Origin of the sequence: Cerasibacillus sp., from assembly GCF_036516575.1 — a bacterium.
Classification (GTDB): domain Bacteria; phylum Bacillota; class Bacilli; order Bacillales; family Amphibacillaceae; genus Cerasibacillus.
In genome coordinates, this window is record NZ_DATBTY010000045.1 from 1 (window position 1) to 4,037 (window position 4,037).

At 35.6% G+C, this 4,037-nt stretch carries 2 protein-coding genes and 2 pseudogenes; 1 reads left to right on the forward strand and 3 read right to left on the reverse strand.

Going from position 1 to position 4,037, the window contains the following annotated elements; translation table 11 throughout:
• Window positions 1-14: 14 nt before the first annotated feature.
• A complete protein-coding gene (locus VIG73_RS08740; RefSeq protein ID WP_331641054.1) occupies window positions 15-179 on the reverse strand; it encodes a Fe3+ hydroxamate ABC transporter substrate-binding protein in 165 nt (54 codons plus the stop codon).
• Window positions 180-300: 121 nt separating this feature from the next.
• Here VIG73_RS08740 and VIG73_RS08745 point away from each other — a divergent pair, with 121 nt between their 5' ends.
• Complete coding sequence (locus tag VIG73_RS08745; protein ID WP_331641056.1) at window positions 301-528, forward strand: hypothetical protein; 228 nt, start codon at window positions 301-303, stop codon at window positions 526-528.
• Between the two features lie 1,638 nt (window positions 529-2,166).
• On the opposite strand, the pseudogene VIG73_RS08750 reads toward VIG73_RS08745, so the two are convergent.
• Together VIG73_RS08750 and VIG73_RS08755 are read right to left on the reverse strand one after the other, a co-directional pair.
• A pseudogene (locus tag VIG73_RS08750) lies at window positions 2,167-3,521 on the reverse strand (IS1182 family transposase).
• 96 nt (window positions 3,522-3,617) lie between these two features.
• Window positions 3,618-3,833: pseudogene (locus VIG73_RS08755) on the reverse strand (ABC transporter permease); the annotation flags it as partial.
• Between the last annotated feature and the right edge of the window lie 204 nt (window positions 3,834-4,037).

Genomic DNA, 4,037 nt, shown 5'->3' on the forward strand with positions numbered 1-4,037 from the left:
CAATATTTCATTAATTATTTTTCATAACAATCTTGACAAATAATTTCACTGTTTTTTTTCAAATATGCTTTAATTTCTACCATAGCCGTTTTTTCTGGGGCTTTCATCTTTGCATAAATTTCTTCATCGCCCTCTACTTCTTTTCCGCAAACAGAACAATATAAATTACGTTTAATCATTAATTTTTGAAGGGCTCCCTCTTGCGACCGCAAAAAAATCTAGTTAACGAATTAACTTTTACATAGACATATTTTTTGAATCTATGTATAATTGCTTTGTCATTATATTAGGAGGTTCAGCATGAAAGGAAAACTATTAAATTCAGTTACTTGCCTTCTCATTTTGGTAACGATTACATTTAGCCCATCAGTGGTCGGGGCTGAACAGATTGATAATGAAAAAGCTTTTTACTCACTCGAATTTGAAGGATATGTTATAGCTTTCGAACAAAATGAATCAGGAGAAATTCAAGTTTTAACTGAAGAAGAACACAATACTTTGATTAACAATCTTGACGAAGATAGATGATGAATCAACAAACAAATTAAACCTGGAAAAATTAGATTTAAGTGAACCTAACTCTTTAATAACGCCTTTTGGTTCATTCAGACAGTATGACAAATTCATTCATACTAAAACAACTAACTTTACGGGCTCTCCACTTAAAGTGACAAATGATATTGTATGTACTACGTCGACCTGTAGTATCGGTCATGGAGTAACATACACTAAAACGATTAGTTACTCTTACGGCGCAGCAACTGAGTGAGAAAAGTCTGCAATAAAAGCGACTTTGGGAATTACATGGTCTTCAGCCAAAGCTGAGACTTCTTCATTTACTTTTGATTTAAAAAAAGGTGAAAAAGGTTATATCGCCTTTAGACCTTATATGGTGAAGAAAAGCGGATATTTTGAACACTGTGCCAATCAAGGTATCGGATGTAGAAAGACTAATAGAACTGGATACGTAAACATGCCTAGAAAACTCTCCAACGGTAAAGCTGATGGAGTGTATTATTTTGCATATATAACAAAAAAATAATATATTCCTCAATTATAGAAAGGAACAAGTTATGAAACTACTTATTATAACAATTCTATTAGTAAATATCAGTTGGTTACTTATCTACCTATATGATACTTATTACTCTAACATTTACTCAATTGAACATTGGTTATTTGCATTTCCGGTAATACTAACTATTTTCCTCATCTTCATTTTAGTAAGTGACTCTTTTAAAGCAAAAGAAAAACGTGATTAAAAACAAGAACGAGCATAAAAGAATGGATATCCTCTACTCTTTTATGTTTGTTCTACTTCACTGCTTTATTCGATGTATGTCGCTCGCTGATTATACGCTTCTATTCTTTAGGCGTCAGATCACGCAGTCTCTTTTCATTGGTCGTTCTCTCCCAAACAGATTGCATAAGTAAGTGTATTTGTATTCTCTTTTAAAAAAGGTCTCATCCGCCATTTTCAAATTTTTAACGTAGTCATTCAGCGTATCGGAATCCACAATCAACTGAAGGCGTGCAATAACCAAATTATTTTACTTTAATCTACTGGAATGAGAAAGATGTCTTATACTAAAATGGTTTTTGGACTAAAAGAAGGTGAAAAAAGAGTGAAAACACTTAAGAAATTTATTTTTTTTCTAATAACTTATAATTTAATATTTATATTTATATTAAATCTACAGTATATTTTAAGATTTAATAAGCATGATGACTTTTTTACAATGCTTATATATTCTTCGAGCATTTCTATTGGTTATTCTATAGTACCTTTAGTTTGCTTCATCTTTGGTTGGTTCATTTCAAACAGTATCAGTATTTCCTCAAAAATCAACTCAGTTTTAAAATCAGCTATACTAATTTTAATTACTGTAATTTCAACTTATACACTAATTGAATTAATAGTTGGTGATTCTATTTTTACATTAGTAACTACTACTACTATTCTTTTAACCTTATTCTTATTTTTCTTTAAATATCGAAAACGTGTGTTTTAACCAATTAAAAAAACAAAAATCCCTTAATTTGTATTAAGATGAAGTTCCGTGTTACAATTCTGAATATTATTAATAATAGAATCGATTTCATAATTGCTCTTTTTAAAAATACAAACAAGGGCAGAATTTAAGATTGTATTTCAAAAAACAGAAATCATGCAACTTGAATTTGGTTCAATCGTTCGCCAATCCTATCGGCGGCGAGTTTTGAAGCATTGTAAACAAGTACAAGTAAGTCGAAGTGAACTTTCGGTCTTTTACCTGTTCGATACCGAACGTTGTTCAGCTGAAAGAACTTTTTCAAATAAGCATTGACTCGTTCCACGGCAGTCCGTCGATTGAATAGCTTCTTCCAGGCTTTTGAGCCACGGGCTGGTGCACTGTACTTTCGTAAATCCGTGGTGATTTTCACTTTGTAAACCTTCTGGCAAATTCCCTCGTTCGCGAGAGGACAATCCGCACACTCTTTGGGTCGTGTGTATTTCAATGTTTCATACTTGGTATCAAAGCTATCATAACGATACGAATGCTCCCTCAAACAAGTTGGTGCGAAGTTGCAGTCAAATCCAATGGGTTCTGGTTCATTTCGCTTATTATAGGCAATGACAGATCGATGGCCCATGCGATATACCTGTTTATAAATAGCTTCGAAATCATAGCCGGCATCCATCGTGTGATACATCAGGTTGGAGAGCGGAAGCCGTTCTTCTAGCCCTTTTAATAGAGGAATGGCAACTTTCCCGTCATTCAGACTCCCCGAAGAAAATAAAGACTGCAGAATATACTGGCTGGACGCACCCACGGCTAAATGTCCTTTATAGCCGAACCAAAACACATTCTGCCCTTCACTGTTTTTCTTGATACCCCATTTGGGATCTTGTGGAACTTCAGTCCGAAGCCGGTCGAGCGGTTCGTCCAATTGCGCTTCAATTTTCTTTTCGTATAACGGAAGGTTCGCTTTCTGCTCTTCCTGTTCGATTAGCCATTATTCACGCTCTTCCTTCTTTTGCGACCGCGTTTCTTGAGTTCTCCTTTTGGTTTTTTCTGTTTGGCTGGGACTTTGTCACGCGCTTCAAAATGGGTGGTGTCAATCGCCACCGTGTCATCTTGGATGAAGCCTTCTGAGATGGCGTTCAAGACAATCGTCTCCTGAACCTTTTCAAGGATGGCATTTTCACTCAGCTTGGTGAGAAGTGGGCTATAAGGCGCCTCAGAAGGAATGCTGTCGGACACTTTGAATCCGCAATCCAACTTAAATGTCAGATCACGTTCCAGTCGTTTGACAAGGTCTTTGATTGTTGGAATCCGCTCGATATAACGCGCGAAAACACTCACAATCATGGCTCCGTAATTTAATTCAGTCGGGGCTCCAATGCGTGACTTCTTGTTGATTTCATGGAAAATTCTATCCAAATCGATGGCATCCATGATCTCTTCGTATTTTTGGATAGGCTCCAGCTCGTATAATTCTTCGATGCTAAATAGGCTTTGTTGTCGTATAATGGTCATAGGGAGTACTCCTCCAGTCTTTTTGGGATGTTTCGTCGACTACCATTTTTAAAACTATTGTTGTTTTTTAAAAAATAAATGTGGGCTTTTCTAAATTCACTTTTTCTCTTTCAGTCTCGGTTGGAGTTGAGCATCCTCAAAGAAAGTCTTGTAAGCCAGTTGTGTGAATAGGATGACGCTCATTGCGACACCACCTAGTATCCCGAGCATAATAGCCAATTGGTACTGTATCGCTGTCACTGGACTGAGTCCTGCTAAGATCTGCCCCGTCATCATGCCAGGAAGGAAGACGATCCCCATGCCGACCATATTTCAAATTGTTTTTAGGAATTTTTAAATCTCTTCAAATTGGCGCCAATATAACGTTTTCACTTAAACTTTAACACTATCTTGTTCACTGTTTTTTGTCTTTTTTTATATTTTTGTGGGCTTTTTGTGGGCTTTTTAACTTGCAAAAATCTTCATTAATTTTTTAATGATATTATAAGATTTCCTTATGTTTTCAATCAAATGTTT